This is a genomic window from Streptomyces sp. NPDC014991 (genome assembly GCF_043080665.1).
Lineage (GTDB): Bacteria > Actinomycetota > Actinomycetes > Streptomycetales > Streptomycetaceae > Streptomyces.
The window spans coordinates 44,506-64,852 of sequence record NZ_JBIBVY010000015.1 but is presented as its reverse complement, the minus strand read 5'-3'; the positions used below and the strand labels follow the sequence as shown (position 1 = coordinate 64,852).

The window sequence follows — 20,347 nt, the reverse complement described above, 5'->3', positions numbered from 1 at the left end:
CCGCGCGCGGGGGGGGGCGGGGCGGGGGGGGGGGCGCGGCGGCCCGCGGGGGGGGCCCCCGACCCCCCCCGGAGCGGGGGGGGTCCGCGTGCCGCGACCCCCCCCTTCTCCGTGTGCTCCGTCCTCGTGGTCAGTCCTCGGCGGAGTCACCCTTGTCCTGGTCGTCGCCCTCGGCCGCGTCCGGCCTGGGCGGCTTCGCCGGGCGAGTCCGGCCGCCCGGGTTGTCCCGCAGGAACGAGCCGCCCTCCCCGCCCTCCGCGGTGGCGTGCCCGCCCGGCGGGCCGACGTCCCGGCGCCGCAGGTACCGCTCGAACTCGCGGGCGATCGCCTCGCCCGACGCCTCCGGCAGCTCCGCGGTGTCCCGGGCCTCCTCCAGCGTCTGGACGTACTCGGCGACCTCGCTGTCCTCGGCGGCCAGCTGGTCCACGCCCACCTGCCAGGCCCGCGCGTCCTCGGGCAGTTCACCCAGCGGCAGCCGCACGTCGAGCAGGTCCTCCAGACGGTTGAGGAGCGCGAGCGTGGCCTTCGGGTTGGGCGGCTGGGAGACGTAGTGCGGCACGGCCGCCCACAGCGACACCGCCGGGACACCGGCGTGCGCGCACGCCTCCTGGAGGACGCCGACGATGCCCGTCGGGCCCTCGTACTTCGTCTCCTCCAGGTCCATCCGCCGGGCCAGGTCCGGGTCGGACGTGACCCCGCTGACCGGCACCGGCCGCGTGTGCGGGGTGTCCCCGAGCAGGGCGCCCAGGACGACCACCAGCTCCACGCCCAGCTCGTGCGCGAACCCGAGCAGCTCGTTGCAGAACGAGCGCCAGCGCATCGACGGTTCGATCCCGCGCACCAGCACCAGGTCCCGTGGCTTGTCGCCGCCGACGCGGACCACCGACAGCCTGGTCGTCGGCCACGTGATCTTTCGCACACCGCCGTCCATGAACACCGTGGGGCGGTTCACCTGGAAGTCGTAGTAGTCCTCGGCGTCCAGCGCCGCGAACACCTCGCCCTTCCACTCGCGTTCGAGATGCGCGACCGCCGTGGAGGCGGCGTCGCCGGCATCGTTCCAGCCCTCGAACGCGGCCACCATGACTGGGTCGATCAGCTCGGGAACCCCCTCCAGCTCGATCACCCAGTGCCTCCTTCCGACGTGCCCTCGCTTGACTCACCAACCTTACGGCGTCCGGCGGGGGCGCCCGCAGCCCCCTCGACGGGGGGAGTGAACGGATCACTGCCCCGTTCCCCGGCCCCGAACACCCCGGTCAGCACGCGGAAGGGCGGCCCCACCGGCGTGGGGCCGCCCTTGCGCGTACGGGCCTACTTCCGGTCGAGCAGGTCCTGGACCTTCGCGCGGACCTCGTCGGTGGCCAGGCCGCGGACGGTCAGCGTGGTCCGGCGGCGCAGCACGTCGTCCGGCGTCTCGGCCCACTCGTGGTCGCGGGCGTAGACGACCTGGGCCCAGATCTCCGGGGCGTCCGGGTGGACGCGCTCGGCCAGCTCCGGGCTCTCGTTCGCCAGGCGGGCGATGTCGAAGGCCAGGGAACCGTAGTGGGTGGCCAGGTGCCGGGCGGTGTCGGCGGCCATGCGCGGGCCGGGCGCCGGGTTGTCCACCAGCAGGCGGTGGGCGACCGCGCGCGGGTTGGCGACACCGGGCAGCGGCAGCTTCTTCGGCAGCGAGGAGATGGGCTCGAAGTCCTCACCGAGCGGGTGACCCGGCAGCGCCTCCAGCTTCTTCATGATCGTGCGGCCGATGTGGCGGAACGTCGTCCACTTGCCGCCCGCGACGGACAGCATGCCGCCCCGGCCCTCGGTCACCACGGTCTCGCGCTTGGCCTTGGCGGTGTCGCCGGGGCCGCCCGGCAGCACCCGCAGACCGGCGAACGCGTACGTGATGAGGTCGCGCTGGAGCTGCTGGTCCCGGACGGAGAACGCGGCCTCGTCCAGGATCTGGGCTATGTCCTTCTCGGTGACGGACACGTCCGCCGGATCGCCCTCGTACTCCTCGTCGGTGGTGCCGAGCAGCAGCATGTCCTCCCAGGGGAGGGCGAAGGTGATGCGGTACTTGTCGATCGGGGTCGCGAGCGCGGCCTTCCACGGGGAGGTGCGCTTCAGGACCAGGTGCGCGCCCTTCGACAGGCGGATGGACGGGGCCGCGGCCGGGTCCTCCAGCTTGCGCAGGTGGTCGACCCAGGGGCCGGTCGCGTTCAGCACCAGGCGGGCGTTGACCCCGAACTCGTCACCGGAAATCCGGTCCTTGAGCTCGGCGCCGGTGACCCGGCCCTGGGTGAAGCGCAGCCCGGTGACCTCGGCGTGGTTCAGGACGACCGCGCCGGCCTCGACGGCCGCGCGGACCGTCATCAGCGCCATGCGGGCGTCGTTCATCTGGTCGTCGCCGTACACGGCCACGGCCTTGAGGTTCTCGGTGCGCAGCTCGGGCACGTCCTGCGCCGCCCTGGCGGGCGAGAGCAGGTGGCCGACGCCGTCGCCGAACGCGGAGAGCGCGGAGTAGGCGAAGACGCCCGCGCCGAGCTTCGCCGCGCCGTGCGGCCCGCCCTTGTACACGGGGAGGTAGAAGGTGAGCGGGTTCGCCAGGTGGGGGGCCACCTGGCGGGAGACCGCACGGCGCTCGAAGTGGTTCTCCGCCACCAGCTTCACCGCGCCGGTCTGGAGGTAGCGCAGACCGCCGTGGAGCAGTTTGGAGGAGGCGGAGGAGGTGGCGCCGGCGAAGTCGCCGGCGTCGACCAGCGCCACCCTGAGACCGGACTGCGCGGCGTGCCAGGCGGTGGAGATGCCCAGGATGCCGCCGCCGATCACGAGAAGGTCGTACGACGCCTTGGCGAGCTGCTCCCTGGTCTCGGCGCGGCTCGGGTTGGAGCCGGAGGCCGGGTGCGTCCCCAGGGCAGGCACGGACTTCAGGGTGGACTGACTGGTCATGTCGGGTATTTACTCCTCGTCAGAGCTGACTGAGCCGGGGGAACCGCTCAGTCCTCGTCCTCGAGCCAGCCCATGGTCCGCTCTACGGCCTTGAGCCAGTTCTTGTACTCACGGTCGCGGGTCTCCGCGTCCATGCGGGGGGTCCATTCGGCGGCCCGGCGCCAGTTGGCGCGCAGCTCGTCGGTGCTGGACCAGAAGCCGACGGCGAGGCCGGCGGCGTAGGCGGCGCCGAGGCAGGTGGTCTCGGCGACCATCGGGCGCACCACGGGGGCGTCCAGGACGTCGGCGAGGTTCTGCATCAGCAGGTTGTTGGCGGTCATGCCGCCGTCGACCTTCAGGGTCACCAGCTCGTCGCCGGAGTCCTTGACCATGGCGTCGGCGATCTCCCGCGTCTGCCAGGCGGTCGCCTCCAGGACGGCGCGCGCGAGGTGCGCCTTGGTCACGTACCGGGTCAGGCCGGCGATCACACCGCGGGCGTCGGAGCGCCAGTGCGGGGCGAACAGGCCGGAGAAGGCCGGCACGAAGTAGGCGCCGCCGTTGTCCTCGACCGAGAGCGCGAGCGTCTCGATCTCGGCGGCGGTGGAGATCAGGCCCATCTGGTCGCGCATCCACTGCACCAGCGAGCCGGTGACGGCGATGGAGCCCTCCAGGGCGTACACCGTCGGCTGATCGCCGATCTTGTAGCCGACGGTGGTCAGCAGACCGGCGTAGGAGTTGATGATCTTGGAGCCGGTGTTCATCACCATGAAGGTGCCGGTGCCGTAGGTCGACTTCGTCTCGCCCTCGGAGAAACAGGTCTGGCCGAACAGGGCCGCCTGCTGGTCACCGAGCGCGGAGGCGACCGGGATGCCGCCGAGCAGATCGCCGAGCCGGCCGCCGGTGACCTCGCCGTAGACCTCGGCGGAGGAGCGGATCTCGGGCAGGATCTGGAGCGGCACGCCGATCGACTCGGCGATCTTCTCGTCCCACTGCATCGTGTGCAGGTTCATCAGCATGGTGCGGGAGGCGTTGGTGACGTCGGTGACGTGCCTGCCGCCGTCGACACCGCCGGTCAGGTTCCAGATGACCCAGCTGTCCATGGTGCCGAAGAGGATGTCGCCCGCCTCGGCGCGCTCCTTCAGGCCGTCGACGTGGTCGAGCAGCCAGCGGGCCTTGGGCCCGGCGAAGTAGGACGCGAGCGGCAGACCGGTCTCGCGGCGGAAGCGGTCCTGGCCGACGTTGCGGCCCAGCTCGCGGCAGAGGGCGTCGGTGCGGGTGTCCTGCCAGACGATGGCGTTGTGGACGGGCTCACCGGTGTTCTTGTCCCACAGCACGGTGGTCTCGCGCTGGTTGGTGATGCCGATGGCCTTGATGTCGTCCCGGGTGATGCCGGCCTTCTCGACGGCTCCGGCGACGACCTCCTGGACGTTGGTCCAGATCTCGTTGGCGTTGTGCTCGACCCAGCCCGGCTTCGGGAAGATCTGCTCGTGCTCCTTCTGGTCGACGGAGACGATGCGGCCGTCCCGGTCGAAGACGATGCAGCGCGAGGAGGTCGTGCCCTGGTCGATGGCGGCGATGAACGGGCCTGCGGTGTGGGCGTCGGTCACTGTGTGCTCCTGAAAGGTCCGTGGTGGTGGGGCTGTACGTACGGCGCGTACACGAAGTCTCGGGGGCTTCCTAGGCGAACGCGACGTTGTAGATGCCTGCGGCGATCGCGGCGCCGATCAGCGGACCGACCACCGGGATCCAGGCGTAGCTCCAGTCGGAACCGCCCTTGTTGGGCAGCGGCAGGAGGGCGTGCACGATGCGCGGGCCCAGGTCACGGGCGGGGTTGATGGCGTAGCCCGTCGGGCCGCCCAGGGAGAGACCGATCGACACGACCACGAGCGCGGTGACCAGTCCGCCGAGGATGCCGAGGCCGTTGCCCTTGTCGTTCAGGCCCTGGGTGAGGACCGCGAGGATCAGCACGACGGTGCCGATGATCTCCGTGGCGAGGTTCTGCACCACGTTGCGGATCTCCGGGCCGGTGGAGAAGACGCCGAGGACCGGGCCGGCGCCCGCCTCCTGGGCCTCCACGGCCTTGGCGGAGGTGGCCTGCGCGCCCGGACCGCCGACGATCTCCTTGTCGGTCAGGTGCGCCTGGAACTGTCCGTAGTAGGTGACCCACACCAGGGCCGCGCCGATCACGGCGCCGAGCAGCTGGCCGGCGAAGTAGGTCGGGACGTTGCTCCAGTCGCTGTCCTTGATGGCCAGGGCGACGGTGACGGCCGGGTTGAGGTGGGCGCCGGACAGCGGTCCGGAGATGTACACGGCCGTCATGACGGCGAAGCCCCACCCGAAGGCGATGGCGAGCCAACCGGCGTTACGGGCCTTGGAGGCCTTCAGTGTGACAGCGGCGCAGACGCCGCCGCCGAGCAGGATGAGTATGGCGGTACCGATGGTCTCGCCGATGAAGATGTCGGAGCTGGACACCCGCGACTCCTTTGTCCTTCGTCCAGGGGTAGCCGAACCCCGGTTCCCGCCGGGGGTCTGGCGCCCTCAGGGGGTGAGAGCGATGCCGGCCTCTGGCGTTGTCACACTCTAGCGCGTATTGCCGGTAGGTGTTCGACAATGCCGACCGATGGACGGGAGTCTTGCTTCGGCGTTACGCGTGCGTCAAGAGTTCTGTTATCGAATGCAGGATCGTTATTGATCGCCAGGGCTTATCGACCTTCGGGGGCGGACATACGTTCTGACCCTGTTTGTCCATTTCAGGGTAGGGCGGCAGCCGGAACGTCGCCCGACGTCCCGGTCGTTGCGTGCCTCAGCCGCTGCTCAGAACCGTCCGGCGCCCAGATCGCGGGAGACCGCGCGGGCGCAGTCCCGCACCGCCGCGATCAGCTCGGGGAGCAGCTCGCCCTCCCGGCACAGCCGTTCCACGGCCCCGGTGATGCCCACGGCGCCCACAGGCATGCGACGCCGGTCGTGGATGGGGGCGGCGAGCGAGGCCACCCCCTCCCAGGTCTCCTCCACATCGGCCGCGTACCCACGCGCGCGCGTGACGTCCAGGAGGTGTTCGAAGTCGCCCGGATCGCACACCGTGCGGTCCGTGAACGCCTTCCGGTCGGCCTCCAGCGCCTCGCTGTGCGCCACCGGGTCGTACGCCGACAGCACCTTGCCCAGTGCCGTGGAGTGCAGCGGCTGCATGGCCCCGATCTCCAGCACCTGCCGGCTGTCGTCGGGCCGGAAGACGTGGTGCACGATCAGGACGCCCTGCTGGTGCAGCACGCCCAGGTACACGCTCTCGCCGCTGGAGCGGGCCAGGTCGTCGGCCCACACCAGGGCCCGGGCCCGCAGTTCGTGCACGTCCAGGTAGGTGGTGCCGAGGCGCAGCAGCTCCGCGCCCAGCTGGTAGCGCCCCGAGGCGACGTCCTGCTCCACGAAGCCCTCCTGCTGGAGGGTGCGCAGGATGCCGTGGGCGGTGCCCTTGGCGAGGCCCAGCGACGAGGCGATGTCCGAGAGGCCGAGCCGCCGCTCGCCGCCCGCGAGCAGCCGCAGCATCGCGGCCGCCCGTTCGAGCGACTGGATGTTCCGTGCCATCGCCGTCCTGCCTCCGTCCCCTTCGACTGCCGTAGGCGCCAGGTCAATTCCGCCGTTCGGCAATGCCGAACACTACCGGTCCTTGCCGATCTCCCGCCAATGGTCGGACGACACCTGTTACACACCGGCCGCCCAGGACCCGGCCCGGGCCGGGTCCGTCCGTTCCGTGGACGTGGGTGCCCATCCGAGCCCACTCCCGGCTACTCTGACGCCGTGCGGCAACCCTGCCTGCCGGGGAAACCGCATAGCCGACAGCCGTCGCAGCCCAGGGAGCCCTTCATGGCCTCGTTGCCCACGTCCCCTTCCGCCGACAGCCGGACCCGGGTGTCCGCGCTCCGCGAGGCACTCGCCACCCGTGTGGTGGTCGCCGACGGAGCGATGGGCACCATGCTCCAGGCCCAGGACCCCACACTCGAGGACTTCGAGAACCTCGAGGGCTGCAACGAGATCCTCAACATCACCCGCCCCGACATCGTCCGCTCCGTCCACGAGGCGTACTTCTCCGTGGGCGTCGACTGCGTCGAGACCAACACCTTCGGGGCCAACCACGCGGCCATGGCGGAGTACGACATCCCCGACCGCGTGTACGAGCTGTCCGAGGCCGGCGCCCGCATCGCCCGCGAGGTCGCCGACACGTACACCGCCGGGGACGGCCGCCGGCGCTGGGTCCTCGGCTCCATCGGGCCCGGCACCAAGCTGCCCACCCTCGGCCACATCGGCTTCACCACCATCCGGGACGGCTTCCAGGCGAACGCCGAGGGCCTGCTCGCGGGCGGCGCCGACGCCCTGATCGTCGAGACCACCCAGGACCTGCTCCAGACCAAGGCCTCCGTGCTCGGCGCGCGCAGCGCCATGGAGCGGCTCGGCTTCGAGGTCCCGCTGCTCGTCTCGATGGCCTTCGAGACCACCGGCACCATGCTGCTGGGCTCCGAGATCGGCGCCGCACTCACCGCGCTGGAGCCGCTCGGCATCGACATGATCGGCCTGAACTGCTCGACCGGCCCGGCCGAGATGAGCGAGCACCTGCGCTACCTCACCCGGCACTCCCGCATCCCGCTGCTGTGCATGCCCAACGCCGGGCTGCCCGTCCTCACCAAGGACGGCGCGCACTTCCCGCTCGGCCCCGAGGGCCTGGCGGACGCCCAGCAGAACTTCGTCCAGGACTACGGCCTGTCCCTCGTCGGCGGCTGCTGCGGCACCACCCCCGAGCACCTGCGCCAGGTCGTGGAGCGGGTCCGGGACCTCGCCCCGGCCGAGCGCGACCCGCGCCCCGAGCCGGGCGCCGCCTCCCTCTACCAGTCGGTGCCGTTCCGCCAGGACACCGCCTACCTGGCCATCGGCGAGCGCACCAACGCCAACGGCTCCAAGAAGTTCCGCGAGGCCATGCTGGAGGCCCGCTGGGACGACTGCGTGGAGATCGCCCGCGAGCAGATCCGCGAGGGCGCGCACATGCTCGACCTGTGCGTGGACTACGTCGGCCGTGACGGCGTCGCCGACATGGAGGAACTGGCCGGCCGCTTCGCCACCGCCTCCACCCTGCCGATCGTCCTGGACTCCACCGAGGTCGAGGTCATCAGGGCGGGCCTGGAGAAGCTCGGCGGGCGCGCGGTGATCAACTCCGTGAACTACGAGGACGGCGACGGCCCCGACTCGCGGTTCGTCAAGGTCACGCGGCTGGCACGGGAGCACGGCGCCGCCCTGATCGCGCTCACGATCGACGAGGAGGGCCAGGCCCGCACCCCCGAGAAGAAGGTCGAGATCGCCGAACGGCTGATCGCGGACCTCACCGGGAACTGGGGCATCCACGAGGAGGACATCCTCATCGACACCCTGACCTTCACCATCTGCACCGGTCAGGAGGAGTCCCGCAAGGACGGCGTCGCCACCATCGAGGCGATCCGCGAGCTGAAGAGGCGCCACCCCGCCGTGCAGACCACGCTGGGCCTGTCGAACATCTCCTTCGGCCTCAACCCGGCCGCCCGCATCCTGCTGAACTCCGTCTTCCTGGACGAGTGCGTCAAGGCCGGACTCGACTCGGCGATCGTGCACGCCAGCAAGATCCTGCCGATCGCCCGCTTCAGCGAGGAAGAGGTCCGCACGGCCCTCGACCTCATCCACGACCGGCGCGCCGAGGGCTACGACCCCCTGCAGAAGCTCATGCAGCTCTTCGAGGGCGCCACCGCGAAGTCCCTGAAGGCCGGCCGCGCCGAGGAACTGGCCGCGCTGCCGCTGGAGGAGCGCCTCAAGCGCCGCATCATCGACGGCGAGCGCAACGGCCTGGAGGCGGACCTCGACGAGGCACTCCAGGACCGGCCCGCGCTCGACATCGTCAACGACACCCTGCTGGACGGCATGAAGGTCGTCGGCGAGCTGTTCGGTTCCGGCCAGATGCAGCTGCCCTTCGTCCTCCAGTCCGCCGAGGTCATGAAGGCGGCCGTCGCCCACCTCGAACCGCACATGGAGAAGGTGGCCGACGGCGAGGAAGAGGTGGGCAAGGGCACCATCGTCCTCGCGACCGTGCGCGGCGACGTGCACGACATCGGCAAGAACCTGGTCGACATCATCCTCTCCAACAACGGCTACAACGTCGTCAACCTGGGCATCAAGCAGCCCGTCTCCGCGATCCTGGAGGCGGCCGAGGAGCACCGGGCGGACGTCATCGGCATGTCGGGGCTGCTGGTCAAGTCCACGGTGATCATGAAAGAGAACCTGGAGGAGCTGAACCAGCGCGGCCTCGCCGCCCGCTTCCCGGTGATCCTCGGCGGCGCCGCCCTGACCCGGGCCTACGTCGAGCAGGACCTGCACGAGGTCTACGAGGGTGAGGTGCGCTACGCCCGCGACGCGTTCGAGGGACTGCGCCTGATGGACGCGCTGATCGGCGTCAAGCGGGGTGTGCCCGGCGCGAAGCTGCCCGAGCTGAGGCAGCGCCGGGTGCGGACCGCGGCCGTCGTCGAGGAGGCCGAGGAGCGCCCGGAGGAGGGCCACGTCCGCTCCGACGTCGCCACCGACAACCCCGTGCCGGCCCCACCGTTCTGGGACACCCGCGTCGTCAAGGGCATCCAGCTCAAGGAGTACGCGAGCTGGCTGGACGAGGGCGCCCTGTTCAAGGGCCAGTGGGGGCTCAAGCAGGCCCGCACCGGGGAGGGTCCGTCGTACGAGGAACTGGTCGAGACCGAGGGCCGCCCGCGCCTGCGCGGCCTGCTCGACCGGCTCCAGACGGAGAACCTGCTGGAGGCGGCCGTGGTCTACGGCTACTTCCCGTGCGTCTCCAAGGACGACGACCTGATCATCCTGGACGAGCAGGGCAACGAACGCACCCGGTTCACCTTCCCGCGCCAGCGCCGCGGCCGGCGCCTGTGCCTGGCCGACTTCTTCCGCCCGGAGGAATCGGGGGAGACGGACGTGGTGGGTCTGCAGGTCGTCACCGTCGGCTCCCGCATCGGCGCGGAGACGGCCCGGCTCTTCGAGGCCAACGCCTACCGCGACTACCTCGAACTGCACGGCCTGTCCGTGCAGTTGGCCGAGGCCCTCGCCGAGTACTGGCACGCCCGCGTCCGCTCCGAACTCGGCTTCGCCGGCGAGGACCCGGCCGCCATCGAGGACATGTTCGCCCTCGGGTACCGCGGCGCCCGTTTCTCCCTCGGCTACGGCGCCTGCCCCAACCTGGAGGACCGGGCCAAGATCGCCGGCCTCCTCCGGCCGGAGCGGATCGGGGTGCAGCTGTCGGAGGAGTTCCAGCTCCACCCCGAGCAGTCCACCGACGCGATCGTGATCCACCACCCGGAGGCGAAGTACTTCAACGCCAGGTGACCCCCCGCCACGGGCACACCAACGGGCCCCTGGGCCGTTCAGGGGGTGTCTGACGGGCTGCCCCCGGGCCCGCGAGTGGTGAACGAGGCGTTTCGCTCCGCGGAGTCGTACACTGGTCGGTCCACCGCAGGCCGGTTCCCCGCACGGGAACCGGCCTGACCGTCCCTCAAGGAGGTGCGCCCGGATGACCAGCACGGTCCCCGCGCCCGGAACCCTTTCTCCCGCCCCCTCCGGCACCGGAGAAGGCAGGACCGCGCCGGCCGAGGGCTCCGCCCTCCAGGCGGTGCTTCTCGACATGGACGGCACCCTGGTGGACACCGAGGGCTTCTGGTGGGACGTCGAGGTGGAGGTCTTCGCCCGTCTCGGCCACACCCTGGACGACTCCTGGCGGCACGTCGTGGTCGGCGGCCCCATGACCCGCAGCGCCGGTTTCCTGATCGAGGCCACCGGCGCCGACATCACCCTCGCCGAGCTGTCGGTGCTGCTCAACGACGGGTTCGAGGAGCGCATCGGCCGTGCCCTGCCGCTGATGCCGGGCGCTGCCCGCCTGCTCGGCGAGCTGCACCGGCACGGCGTGCCCACGGCCCTGGTCTCCGCCTCCCACCGGCGCATCATCGACCGGGTGCTGTCCGTGCTGGGCCCGCACCACTTCGCCCTCTCCGTCGCGGGCGACGAGGTCTCCCGCACCAAGCCCTTCCCGGACCCGTACCTGCTCGCCGCCGCGGGGCTCGGCGCGCACCCGGCCGGATGTGCCGTGGTGGAGGACACCGCGACCGGGGTCGCCGCCGCGGAGGCCGCGGGCTGCCGTGTGATCGCCGTACCCTCCGTGGCGCCCATCGGTCCGGCCGCCGGGCGGACCGTCGTCTCCTCTCTGGAAGAGGTGGACCTGCCATTTCTGCACGGCCTGATGACGGAAATGCGCTAGCCGTTCACCCAGCGTGCGAGGGCCATTGGGTGTGCCGGACAAAATTCCGGGAAAGTACACCCCAGGGGAATTCCGGGTCCACTGTCCGGCCGAATTGTGCTGACCGGTCACACAGTTGGGGGTGTGACGTTTCCCACGCCGACGGGCCTCGACAGCGTCCGCCGGCTGTGCTGAACGGCCTGGACCGGGTGGTGTGGGCGGGGCTTTGTGTCCCGATTGATGGGATGCTGCACTAATCCTGCCGCTGTCGGGTTTTCGGTGTGTCCTCGACCGGTTCCACTGCGTGATGGGCGGTCAACTCACGCGGCCGTGAAGCGTGCTGCGAGCGCGGACTAATCTCGTCGCGAGAACATCACCGCGAACCCCCGTGATCCGTCGCACCACCCATGCATGCCGGATACACGGACCCGAACAGCTCTGGAGAAACTCCCGCATGAACCGCAAGACTTTGGTGCTGCCGGCGGTGGCCGGCCTGCTCACCCCGGTTCTCGCCGCGTGCGGCGGATCCGACAGCGGGAGCAAGAGCGGTGACGCCATCGTCGTCGGTACCACGGACCAGTTCACGGCCACCAAGGCGGCTCCGGCGCCCCTCGACCCCGCCTACGCCTACGACGTCGGCACCTGGAACATCCTGCGCCAGTCCGTGCAGACCCTGATGGCCCAGCCCAAGGGCGAGGGCGACCCCGTGCCCGAGGCCGCCGAGAGCTGCTCCTTCACCGACAGCGGCAGCGAGCGCTACGTCTGCAAACTCCGCAAGGGACTGACGTTCGCGAACGGCGACCCCGTGACCGCCCATGACGTCAAGTACTCCATCGAGCGTGCGCTGCGCATCAAGGCCGACAGCGGTGTCTCCGCCCTGCTGAACACCGTCGACACCATCGAGACGCAGGGCGACCGCGAGGTCGTCTTCCACCTGAAGACGGCCGACGCCACCTTCCCGTACAAGCTGTCCACTCCGGTCGCGGGCGTCATCAACCCGAAGGACTACGACAAGGACAAGCTGCGCGACGGCTTCGAGGTCGACGGCTCCGGCCCCTACACCCTCCAGGCCGACGTCAAGAACAACGCGATCACCAGCATCACCTTCACCAAGAACCCCTCGTACAAGGGCAACGTGACGGTGAACAACGACGCGGTCGAACTGCGCTCCTTCGGCGACGCCGACGCCATGGGCACCGCGCTCGACAAGGGTGACATCGACGTCATGACGCGCACCATGTCGCCCGCGCAGATCCAGAAGCTGGACGCCGGCAGCGACGACAAGGCCGACCTGGTCGACATGCCGGGCCTGGAGATCCGCTACCTGGCCTTCGACACCGACGCCACGAGCGTGAAGTCCAAGGCGGTACGCCAGGCGATGGCGCAGGTCATCGACCGCGGCGAGCTGGTCTCCAAGGTCTACGGCACCCAGGCCGAGCCGCTGTACTCGCTGGTCCCCGCCACCGTCACCGGCCACTCCAACTCGTTCTTCAACAAGTACGGCAACCCCAGCGTCGACAAGGCCAAGAACCTGCTCGCCAAGGCGGGCATCACCACGCCGGTGAAGCTGACCCTGCACTACACGACCGACCACTACGGCTCGGCCACCAAGCAGGAGTTCCAGATCCTCCAGCAGCAGCTCAACGACAGCGGTCTGTTCGACGTCTCCGTCCAGGGCCACCTCTGGCAGACCTTCCGGCCCGCCGAGCAGAAGGGCGCGTACGACGTCTACGGCATGGGCTGGTTCCCCGACTTCCCCGACGCCGACAACTTCCTCGCCCCCTTCCTCGACAAGGACAACTTCCTCGGCTCGCCGTACGCCAACAGCACCATCCAGCGCTCGCTGATCCCGCAGTCGCGCCGTGAGGCCGACCGGCTCGGCGCCGCCAAGAGCCTGACCGAGATCCAGGACATCGTCGCCGACGACGTGCCGGTCCTGCCGCTGTGGCAGGGCAAGCAGTACGTCGCCGCGCGGGACAACGTCACGGGCGTTTCCTACGCCCTCAACTCGTCCTCTACGCTCCAGCTGTGGGAGCTCGGCCGTGGTGTGAGCGGCTGACGGCTCTCCTCATCCGGGGGCCAGGGACGGCTGCCCCGGGTCCCGGGACCAGGACGGTGGCCCCGGAGTGACGAACCGACGACAAGGCACAAGTCAAGTGAACAAGCGCAACCCGTGGCCAGTCCTGCCCCTCGTGGCGGGGCTGGCCTCCGGCCTGTTGACCGGCTGCGGCTCGGAGACCGGCGATTCCGGGGGAACCGGCTCCGCCGTGGTGATGGGGATGTCCGACGACGTCCTCGCCACGGACCCGGCGTCCGGCTACGACCCCGGCTCCTGGCTGTTGTTCAACAACGTCTTCCAGTCGCTGCTCAGCTTTCCCAAGGGCGCGACCGAACCCGAACCCGAACTGGCGAAGCAGTGCGGCTTCACCGACACCCGGGCCATGGTCTACCGGTGCGAACTGAAGGACGGCCTGAAGTTCAGCAACGGTGACCCCCTCACCTCCGCCGACGTGAAGTTCTCCTTCGAGCGCATCCTGAAGATCAACGACCCCGCCGGTCCCGCGATCATGTTCCCGATGCTCGGCACGATCGGGACACCGGACGCGAAGACGGTCGTCTTCCACCTGAAGGTGCCCGACGCCACCTTCCCCAGCAAGGTCGCCTCCGGCGCCGGTTCCGTCGTGGACCACCGCCAGTACGACGCGAACGGCCTGCGCACCGACCACAAGGCAGTCGGCTCCGGCCCCTACAAGCTGGACTCCTTCGACAAGGACCAGGCGGTCTTCTCGGTCAACGGCAACTACAAGGGGACCGGCCAGGTCAAGAACTCCGGCGTCACACTGAAGTTCTTCCACGGCGACCGGACCGCCCTGAAGCAGTCCCTCCTCGACGGCGGCATCGACATCGCCTACCGCGGTCTGGCCGCCTCCGACATCGCCGGCCTCGACCAGCAGAAGGACGACAAGGGCGTCGACGTCATCGAGGGCACCAGCGCCGAGGTCCAGCACCTGGTCTTCAACATGAAGGACCCGGTGGCCGGCAAGCTCGGCGTCCGCAAGGCCCTGGCCTACCTCATCGACCGCGACGCCCTGATCGAGAACGTGTACCAGGGCACCGCCACCCCGCTGTACTCGATCATCCCGGCCGGCATCGGGGGCCACAACACCGCCTTCTTCGACACGTACGGCGCCCGCCCCTCCCGCGCCAAGGCCGCCGCCGCCCTGCGCGCCGACGGCATCACCGGCAAGGTGAAGCTCACCCTGTGGTCCACGCCGTCCCGTTACGGCCCCGCCACCGACGAGGAACTGAAGGCCATCGCCGGCCAGCTCAACGCCAGCGGCCTGTTCGACGCCGACGTGCGGTCCGTCCCCTTCGACCAGTACGAGAAGGAGATAGCCCAGGGCAGGTACGGCGTGTACGTGAAGGGCTGGGTGCCGGACTACCCCGACGCCGACAACTTCACGGCCCCCTTCTTCGGCAAGGGCAACGTGCTGGAGAACAACTACGGCAACCGCACCATCACCGGCTCGCTCCTCCCCGCCACCGCCGCCCAGAGCGACCGGGCCGCGACCGACAAGGAGTTCGGCAGGTTGCAGGACATCGTCGCCGACGAACTGCCCGTCCTGCCGGTCTGGCAGGCCAAGCAGTACGCGGTCGTCCGCGACGGCGTCTACGGCCTGGAGTACTGCCTGGACGCCTCGACGGTGTTCCGGTTCTGGGAACTCAGCAAGAGCTGACGCCGGTCACGGCAGGGGCGCCCCCGCACCACGCGGAAGGGGCGCCCTTCGCCGTACCGGTGGGCAGCCCGCCCGCCGCTACTGCGCGCCGGGGCGCACCAGCCCGCTCTCGTACGCGTACACCGCGGCCTGCACCCGGTCACGCAGGCCCAGCTTGGTCAGCACATGGCCCACATGCGTCTTCACGGTCGTCTCGCTGACGAACAGGTCGGCCGCGATCTCCGCGTTGGACAGCCCGCGCGCCACCAGCTTCAGCACCTCGACCTCACGGTCCGTCAGCGTGTGCAGGGCGTCCGGCACCGGGTCCTCGCCGGAGGGCAGATGCGTGGCGTACTTGTCCAGCAGCCGCCGCGTGATGCTCGGCGCGAGCAGGGCCTCGCCGGCCGCCACCACCCGGATGGCCTGCACCAGTTCGTTGGCGGGCGCGTCCTTGAGCAGGAAGCCGCTCGCCCCCGCGCGCAGCGCCTCCACCACGTACTCGTCCAGGTCGAACGTGGTCAGCACCAGCACCTTGGCCGGGCCGTCCCGCCCGGGGCCGGTGATCTGCCGGGTGGCCTCCACGCCGTCCATCCGCGGCATCCGGATATCCATGAGCACGACATCCGGCTGCAACGCTCGCACCTGGTCGAGTGCCTGGAGACCGTCGCCGGCCTCGCCGACCACGGCGAGGTCCTGCTCGGCCTCCAGGATCATCCGGAAGCCGGTACGCAGCAGTGGCTGGTCGTCGACCAGTAGGACGCGGATGGCCACGTGACACTCCTTCGCTAGTCCGCGCCCATTGTGCCCTGCGCCACCGCCCCGGACCCGGCCGCCCTCACCGGCAGCGGGTAGGGCGGGGGGGTGCCCCCGAACTCCGGGCAGTGCGCCTGGTGGTCGCACCAGCCGCACAGCCGGGTCGGCCGGGGCCGCCAGTCCCCCGTCTCCGTGGCCTGGCTGATGGCCTCCCACAGCGCGTGCAGCTTGCGCTCGACCCGCTCCAGGTCGGCGAGGACGGGGTCGTACGTCAGCACGTCGCCGCTGCCGAGATAGACCAGTTGCAGCCGGCGCGGGATCACCCGCTTCAGCCGCCACACCACGAGGGCGTAGAACTTCATCTGGAACAGCGCGCCCTCCGTGTACTCGGGGCGGGGCGCCTTGCCCGTCTTGTAGTCGACGATCCGCACCTCGCCGGTCGGTGCCACGTCGACGCGGTCGATGATCCCGCGCAGCCGCAGTCCCGAGTCCAGCTCGGCCTCCACGAACAGCTCCCGCTCGGCCGGCTCCAGCCGCGTCGGGTCCTCCAGCGTGAACCAGCGCTCCACGAGCCGCTCCGCCTCGGTGAGCCACCGGTTCAGCCGCTCGCCCTCCGGATCGTCGGTGAACAGCTCGGTCACCTCCGGGCGGCTCTCCCGCAGCCGGTCCCACTGTCCCGGGATCAGCGCCTTGGCCCGCGGCGCGGTCCGCTCACCGGCGGGCGCGTCGAACAGGCGCTCCAGCACGGCGTGGACCAGCGTGCCCCGCGTCGCCGCCTCACTCGGCTTCTCCGGAAGCCGGTCGATCACCCGGAACCGGTACAGCAGCGGGCACTGCATGAAATCACTCGCCCGGGACGGCGACAGCGAGGCGGGCGCCACGGCCACCCGCTCCCCGCCGGTCTCCGTGGGCGCGGGCACCGGGGAACTCTCCGCCGACGCGGCCTCCGCCGGGGGCGCGGGCGGCGGGGCGTCCGGTGGCGTGTGCTCGGCGCCGGCCGGCGGGGCCGCTGCCTCCTCGATGCTGCTGTCCATGTCCACAGACCTTACGGCCCCGCACCGACAGTGACCGGCTCGCCGGCCGCGTCGGCCGTGCGAGCGCGGGGAAACACAAGGGGTGCCGGGGCGGAACGTGCCGCCACGGCCGCATACCATCGAGCAGAGACCCTTCCGCCCGGCAGGCGCGGGAGACGCTTCGAACGAGGGGACACCGTGGACGTGAGCGGCGGGAGCGGGCAGCCGCGGTCCGGCAACGACGGGCCGCCCGACAACTCCCTCGACCCTGCGGCCGAACCCACCGACCACCCCGCGGACCAGGCCCACGACACCCCCCGTCCCACGACACCGGAAGCCGCCGCCCGACGGACCACCCCCCGCGACGCTCCCGCCGAGCCCCACCCGACCGACGAACCCACCCGGGCCCACCCGGCCGACGAGGACGACGCGGCGGCCGGCGGTCGGACCGCGGGCACGGAGGCCGGGCCCGTCCCGGATCAGGACGCCGACGGAGCCGGTGGAGCCGACGGGGCTGCCGGGGACGGCACCGCCGGCGCGGCGGGTGCCGACGGCACGGCCGGCGGGGCCGGCGACCAGGGCGGCGAGGGCACCGCCCGCACACCGCGTAAGCCCGGCACGGCCGACGCCGACCAGCCGGTCCGTCCGGCGGGGGAGGACGGCGGGGACGCGTCCGTGACACACGTCGGTGACTCCTCCGAGCACCGCTCTCTCGCGCACTCCGGTATCGCCAAGGGCGAGCCGCCGCAGCCGCGGCCCAAGGAGCCCGGCGGGGGCATCCTGATGGGGCGGCCCTTCGGCGTGCCCGTGTACGTCGCGCCGAGCTGGTTCCTCGTCGCCGCGCTGATCACCTGGGTCTTCGGCGGCCAGCTCGACCGCGTACTGCCCGAACTGGGCGTCGCCCGCTACCTGGTCTCCCTCTTCTTCGCGGTCGCCTTCTACGCCTCCGTCCTGGTCCACGAGCTGGCCCACACGGTCGCCGCGATCCGCTTCGAGCTGCCGGTCCGCCGCATCCAGCTCCAGTTCTTCGGCGGCGTCTCGGAGATCGAGAAGGAGGCCGAGACCCCCGGCCGGGAATTCGTGCTGGCGTTCGTCGGCCCGCTGCTCTCCCTCGCCCTGGCCGGGCTGTTCTACCTCGCCATGAAGCCCGTCGAGCCCGCCACCGTCCCCGGCGTGCTGCTGGCCGGGCTGATGGTCTCCAACCTCATCGTCGCGATCTTCAACCTCCTGCCCGGCCTGCCCCTCGACGGCGGCCGCATGCTCCGCGCCGTCGTCTGGAAGCTCACCGGCAGGCCGATGAGCGGTACCGTCGCCGCGGCCTGGGTGGGCCGCGCCCTCGCCGTCTCCGTCCTGATCGGCCTGCCGCTGCTCAACCACTCCGGCGCCGTCGGCGGCGGTGAGGAGACGAGCGGCATGGACACCGTCACCGACGCCCTGCTCGCCGCCATCCTCGCCGCGATCATCTGGACCGGCGCCGGCAACAGCCTGCGCATGGCCCGGCTGCGGGAACACCTCCCCGAGCTGCGCGCCCGCGCCCTCACCCGGCGGGCCGTACCGGTCGAGAACGACACCCCGCTCTCCGAGGCGCTGCGCCGGGCCAACGCCGCCGGTGCCCGCGCCCTGGTCGTCGTCGACGCCGACGGCAGCCCCCTCGCGCTCGTCCGCGAGGCCGCCATCGTCGGCGTCCCCGAGCACCGCCGCCCCTGGGTGGCCGTGAGCGGCCTGGCCCAGGAGCTGACCGACGGCATGCGGGTCTCCGCGGAGCTGGCCGGGGAGGACCTGCTGGACGCCCTCCGGGCCGCCCCGGCCACCGAGTACCTCGTGGTCGAGCAGACCGGCGAGATCTACGGCGTCCTGTCCGCCGCCGATGTCGAACGCGCTTTCGTGAAGGCCATGGCCCGGCCCACCCCGTAGCCGTGGTCGGCGGCCTCCGGAAACGCCGGTAGGCTGGTCACATGTCCGAACCGACCGGTGCCGCCCGCAGGCGCGGGCCCTTCAAGGTCGGGGACCAGGTACAGCTGACCGACCCCAAGGGCCGCCACTACACGTTCACGCTCGAAGCCGGGAAGAACTTCCACACCCACAAGGGCTCCTTCCCGCACGACGAACTGATCGGCGCTCCCGAGGGCAGCGTTGTCCGGACCACCGGCAACGTGGCCTACCTCGCGCTGCGCCCCCTGCTCCCCGACTACGTCCTGTCCATGCCCCGTGGGGCAGCCGTCGTCTACCCCAAGGACGCGGGGCAGATCCTCTCCTTCGCCGACATCTTCCCCGGCGCGCGCGTCGTGGAGGCCGGCGTCGGCTCCGGCTCGCTCAGCAGCTTCCTGCTGCGGGCCATCGGCGACCAGGGCATGCTGCACTCCTACGAGCGCCGCGAGGACTTCGCCGAGATCGCGAAGCAGAACGTGGAGCGCTACTTCGGCGGCCCGCACCCCGCCTGGCAGCTGACCGTCGGCGACCTCCAGGACAATCTGTCCGACACCGACGTCGACCGCGTCATCCTGGACATGCTCGCCCCCTGGGAGTGCCTGGAGGCCGTCTCCAAGGCGCTCGTCCCGGGCGGCATCCTGTGCTGCTACGTGGCCACCACCACCCAGCTCGCCCGGACCGTGGAGTCCATCCGGGAGATCGGCTGCTTCAACGAGCCGACCGCCTGGGAGACCATGATCCGCAACTGGCACATCGAGGGCCTGGCCGTCCGCCCCGACCACCGGATGATCGGCCACACCGGTTTCCTGCTCACCGCCCGCCGCCTCGCGGACGGCGTCGAGCCGCCCATGCGCCGCCGCCGCCCCGCGAAGGGCGCGTACGGCGAGGACTACGCCGGACCCAACGCCGACGGCGGCGCCGGCCGCTGACCGGCCCCGCACGCGTACAACGCAAGGGCGCCGTGCCCGAGTTCCCCACCGCATCCGGGAACCCGGGCACGGCGCCCTTGCGTTGACGCGGTACCGGCATCGGCGCCTCCCGCGCGCGGGTCTGCCGCCCGGGGGAATCCCGGTCCCCGCCGTTCCCCCGCACAGCGGCGTGTGGCAGCATGCAGGCCATCCCACCGGCACAGCCCTCACAGGAGACGCTCCTAGTGCAGCAATCCGCCGTTCCGGAGCTCGCCCACACCCAGACCCGGCCCATCCACTGGCTGCTCACCGCCACCGCCGTCGCCGGTGTGGTGGCCCTGTCCACCGTCGCCCGGCCCGGATCGGCCACGGCCGCCCAGTCCGCCGCCGGCACGGAGACGAAGACCGCGCCCGCGGCCGTCGCGCCGGGCACGGCCGGTGTGAAGTTCCCGCTGGACTGCGGGCCGGTGAAGGCCCTGGTCGTCAAGAAGGCCGGCGCGGACCTGGACGGTGACGGCCGGCCGGAGACCGTCGCGGTGGTCCACTGCGACGCCCCCATGGGCACCCCGCCGGACGGCGTCTACGTCCTCACCCGCTCCGCGGACGGCAAGCGGCCACGCGTGGTGGCCACGCTCGTCAGGCCAGAGGACCGGCTCACGGTCACCGACTTCGCCGTACGCGCGCGTACCGTGTCCGCCACGCTGCTCGGCTACTCGTCGGACGCCGTGCCCAGTTGCTGCCCCGACCTGAGGACCCCGGCCGCCTGGCGGTGGAACGGCGGTGCCTTCGTCCGCTCCACGGGGGCCGCGGCCCACAGCGTCTGAACCGGGC

General features: G+C 71.2%; 14 protein-coding genes. 7 read left to right on the top strand and 7 right to left on the bottom strand.

Annotated elements, in window-relative coordinates; all coding sequences use genetic code 11:
- Nucleotides 1-130: 130 nt before the first annotated feature.
- From ACF1BE_RS23085 to ACF1BE_RS23065, 5 genes are all read right to left on the bottom strand, one after another.
- Nucleotides 131-1,123 carry a PAC2 family protein gene (locus tag ACF1BE_RS23085; protein WP_392200900.1) on the bottom strand — a complete coding sequence of 331 codons (993 nt, stop codon included), beginning with the start codon at nucleotides 1,121-1,123 and terminating at the stop codon, nucleotides 131-133.
- A 185-nt stretch (nucleotides 1,124-1,308) separates the two neighbouring features.
- On the bottom strand, nucleotides 1,309-2,925 hold the full coding sequence (locus ACF1BE_RS23080; protein WP_392200899.1) for an FAD-dependent oxidoreductase: 1,617 nt from the start codon (nucleotides 2,923-2,925) through the stop codon (nucleotides 1,309-1,311).
- Nucleotides 2,926-2,972: 47 nt separating this feature from the next.
- Nucleotides 2,973-4,511, bottom strand: coding sequence for a glycerol kinase GlpK (gene glpK / locus ACF1BE_RS23075; RefSeq protein WP_392200898.1), 1,539 nt, complete (start codon nucleotides 4,509-4,511; stop codon nucleotides 2,973-2,975).
- A 70-nt stretch (nucleotides 4,512-4,581) separates the two neighbouring features.
- Nucleotides 4,582-5,376: an MIP/aquaporin family protein gene (locus ACF1BE_RS23070; protein WP_392200897.1), complete on the bottom strand. Its 795-nt coding sequence runs from the start codon at nucleotides 5,374-5,376 to the stop codon at nucleotides 4,582-4,584.
- Between the two features lie 342 nt (nucleotides 5,377-5,718).
- Nucleotides 5,719-6,483 (bottom strand): IclR family transcriptional regulator, encoded by a 765-nt coding sequence (locus ACF1BE_RS23065; protein WP_392200896.1) that lies wholly within the window; start codon nucleotides 6,481-6,483, stop codon nucleotides 5,719-5,721.
- 279 nt (nucleotides 6,484-6,762) lie between these two features.
- Here ACF1BE_RS23065 and metH point away from each other — a divergent pair, with 279 nt between their 5' ends.
- The 4 genes from metH to ACF1BE_RS23045 all read left to right on the top strand — a co-directional run bounded on the left by metH (nucleotide 6,763) and on the right by ACF1BE_RS23045 (nucleotide 14,934).
- Nucleotides 6,763-10,293 (top strand): methionine synthase, encoded by a 3,531-nt coding sequence (gene metH, locus ACF1BE_RS23060; RefSeq protein WP_392200895.1) that lies wholly within the window; start codon nucleotides 6,763-6,765, stop codon nucleotides 10,291-10,293.
- A 184-nt stretch (nucleotides 10,294-10,477) separates the two neighbouring features.
- On the top strand, nucleotides 10,478-11,218 hold the full coding sequence (locus ACF1BE_RS23055) for an HAD family hydrolase (protein WP_392200894.1): 741 nt from the start codon (nucleotides 10,478-10,480) through the stop codon (nucleotides 11,216-11,218).
- Nucleotides 11,219-11,651: 433 nt separating this feature from the next.
- Nucleotides 11,652-13,256, top strand: a complete 1,605-nt coding sequence (locus ACF1BE_RS23050; RefSeq protein WP_392200893.1) for an ABC transporter substrate-binding protein — start codon at nucleotides 11,652-11,654, stop codon at nucleotides 13,254-13,256.
- Between the two features lie 97 nt (nucleotides 13,257-13,353).
- Nucleotides 13,354-14,934: an ABC transporter substrate-binding protein gene (locus ACF1BE_RS23045; protein WP_392200892.1), complete on the top strand. Its 1,581-nt coding sequence runs from the start codon at nucleotides 13,354-13,356 to the stop codon at nucleotides 14,932-14,934.
- A 78-nt stretch (nucleotides 14,935-15,012) separates the two neighbouring features.
- Here ACF1BE_RS23045 and ACF1BE_RS23040 read toward each other — a convergent pair whose 3' ends face one another.
- Both ACF1BE_RS23040 and ACF1BE_RS23035 read right to left on the bottom strand, forming a co-directional pair.
- The gene (locus ACF1BE_RS23040; RefSeq protein WP_392200891.1) at nucleotides 15,013-15,684 is read right to left on the bottom strand and encodes a response regulator; all 672 of its coding nucleotides are present in this window, start codon (nucleotides 15,682-15,684) and stop codon (nucleotides 15,013-15,015) included.
- A 14-nt stretch (nucleotides 15,685-15,698) separates the two neighbouring features.
- Nucleotides 15,699-16,700: a RecB family exonuclease gene (locus ACF1BE_RS23035; protein ID WP_392200890.1), complete on the bottom strand. Its 1,002-nt coding sequence runs from the start codon at nucleotides 16,698-16,700 to the stop codon at nucleotides 15,699-15,701.
- A 177-nt stretch (nucleotides 16,701-16,877) separates the two neighbouring features.
- On the opposite strand from ACF1BE_RS23035, the gene ACF1BE_RS23030 reads away from it, so the two are divergent.
- The 3 genes from ACF1BE_RS23030 (at nucleotide 16,878) to ACF1BE_RS23020 (ending at nucleotide 20,340) form a co-directional block, all read left to right on the top strand.
- Complete coding sequence (locus ACF1BE_RS23030) at nucleotides 16,878-18,593, top strand: site-2 protease family protein (RefSeq protein WP_392200889.1); 1,716 nt, start codon at nucleotides 16,878-16,880, stop codon at nucleotides 18,591-18,593.
- A gap of 41 nt (nucleotides 18,594-18,634) precedes the next feature.
- A complete protein-coding gene (locus tag ACF1BE_RS23025) occupies nucleotides 18,635-19,537 on the top strand; it encodes a tRNA (adenine-N1)-methyltransferase (protein ID WP_392200888.1) in 903 nt (300 codons plus the stop codon).
- A gap of 224 nt (nucleotides 19,538-19,761) precedes the next feature.
- A complete protein-coding gene (locus ACF1BE_RS23020) occupies nucleotides 19,762-20,340 on the top strand; it encodes a hypothetical protein (protein WP_392200887.1) in 579 nt (192 codons plus the stop codon).
- The last annotated feature ends 7 nt before the right edge of the window (nucleotides 20,341-20,347 follow it).